Origin of the sequence: Thermus scotoductus DSM 8553 (assembly GCF_000381045.1) — a bacterium.
GTDB classification, from domain to species: domain Bacteria; phylum Deinococcota; class Deinococci; order Deinococcales; family Thermaceae; genus Thermus; species Thermus scotoductus.
Genome location: NZ_KB905801.1, coordinates 1 through 1,782 on the forward strand (window position 1 = coordinate 1; position 1,782 = coordinate 1,782).

Annotated in this window: 1 protein-coding gene; it reads left to right on the forward strand. The window is 65.0% G+C overall.

The window, feature by feature from the left end; translation table 11 throughout:
- Positions 1-207: 207 nt before the first annotated feature.
- Positions 208-1,692 (forward strand): IMP dehydrogenase, encoded by a 1,485-nt coding sequence (guaB, locus tag F604_RS0111560; RefSeq protein ID WP_019551775.1) that lies wholly within the window; start codon positions 208-210, stop codon positions 1,690-1,692.
- Positions 1,693-1,782 lie beyond the last annotated feature (90 nt).

Below are 1,782 nucleotides of genomic sequence, written 5' to 3' on the forward strand. Positions count from 1 at the left end.
GCTGGGAGGGGGCTTGGGTGTTCCCACACATTTATCCAAGCCCCCTTCCTTATTGGCGTGTCAATGCATATGCAGGTGAATATCCGAAAGGGGGGTATCCGGATAAACGGATAAAGCGGACCCCCAAGGAGTGGGACTTTTGCGTGGGGTGGACTTCGGGGTCTTGGCCCTAGACGGGAGGTCAGGGGGGCATATAGCCTGAAGAACATGTACGAGGGTAAGATCCTCTACGAAGGCCTCACCTTTGACGACGTTCTCCTCCTCCCCGGGTACTCGGAAGTGCTACCCCGGGAGGTTTCGGTGAGGACGCGGCTCACCAAGAAGCTTCACCTCAACATCCCCATCCTTTCCGCGGCCATGGACACGGTGACCGAGGCGGAGATGGCCATCGCCATGGCCCGGGAAGGGGGGCTTGGGGTGATCCACAAGAACCTCAGCATCGAGGCCCAGGCCAGCATGGTGCGCAGGGTGAAGCGCTCGGAGGCGGGGATGATCCAGGATCCCGTCACCCTGCCTCCCACCGCCACCCTCGAGGACGCCGAACGCCTCATGCGGGAGTACCGCATCGGGGGGCTTCCCGTGGTGGACCTTTACGGGAAGCTTCTAGGCCTGGTGACCAACCGCGACCTGCGCTTTGAGCGCAACCTGAAGCGGCCCGTCACCGAGGTCATGACCCCCTTGGAGCGCCTCATCACCGCTCCTCCCGGCACCACCCTGGAGGAGGCGGAGGAGATTTTGCGCAAGCACAAGGTGGAGAAGCTGCCTTTGGTGGACGAAACGGGAAGGCTTAGGGGGCTTCTTACCCTGAAGGATATCGTGAAGCGCAAGCAGTACCCCAACGCCGCCAAGGACCGCCTGGGCCGGCTTTTGGTGGGGGCGGCGGTGGGGGCGAGCCGGGACCTTCCGGAAAGGGCCGCCGCCTTGGTGGAAGCCGGGGTGGACGTCTTGGTCCTGGACTCGGCCCACGGGCACTCCAAGGGGATCCTCAAGGCCCTCACCTACCTGAAGGAAACTTTCGGCGACAAGGTGGAGGTCATTGCCGGCAACGTGGCCACCCGGGAAGGGGCAAGGGCCCTGGCGGAACGGGGGGCGGATGCGGTGAAGGTGGGCATCGGCCCCGGCTCCATCTGCACCACCCGGGTGGTGACCGGGGTGGGGGTGCCGCAGATCTCCGCCATCCTCGAGGCGGTGGCGGGGGTAATGGACCTGGATGTGCCCATCATCGCCGATGGAGGCATCAAGTACACCGGCGATGTGGCCAAGGCCCTGGCGGCGGGGGCCCATTCGGTGATGCTGGGGAGCATGCTGGCGGGCACCGACGAGGCCCCGGGGGAGGAGGTCCTTAAGGATGGGCGCCGCTACAAGCTCTACCGGGGGATGGGCTCCTTGGGGGCCATGAAGCAGGGCTCCGCTGACCGCTACTTCCAGGAACCCGGAAGGGGAGGGGAGACCGAGGCCAAGAAGCTGGTACCCGAAGGCATCGAGGGCATGGTGCCCTATAAGGGCCCCGTGGCCGATGTCCTCTACCAGATCGTGGGCGGCCTGAGGAGCGCCATGGGTTACGTGGGGGCCCCGGATATAGAAACCTTCCGGCAAAAAGCCCGCTTCGTGCGCATGACCATGGCGGGCCTCATCGAAAGCCACCCCCACGACGTGGTGGTCATCAAGGAGGCCCCCAACTACTCCCGGTGACGACTCCCCGGACTAAAGTCCGGGGCTTCTCGGGGTGTTTCCCTGCGGGAAAGCACGCGGGGTCTCCCCCGAAGGCCCCGTCCGGGCCCA

Excerpts from the sequence above, each read along its gene's own strand:
- guaB (WP_019551775.1), top strand. The coding sequence starts at position 208 with ATGTACGAGGGTAAGATCCTCTACGAAGGCCTCACCTTTGACGACGTT.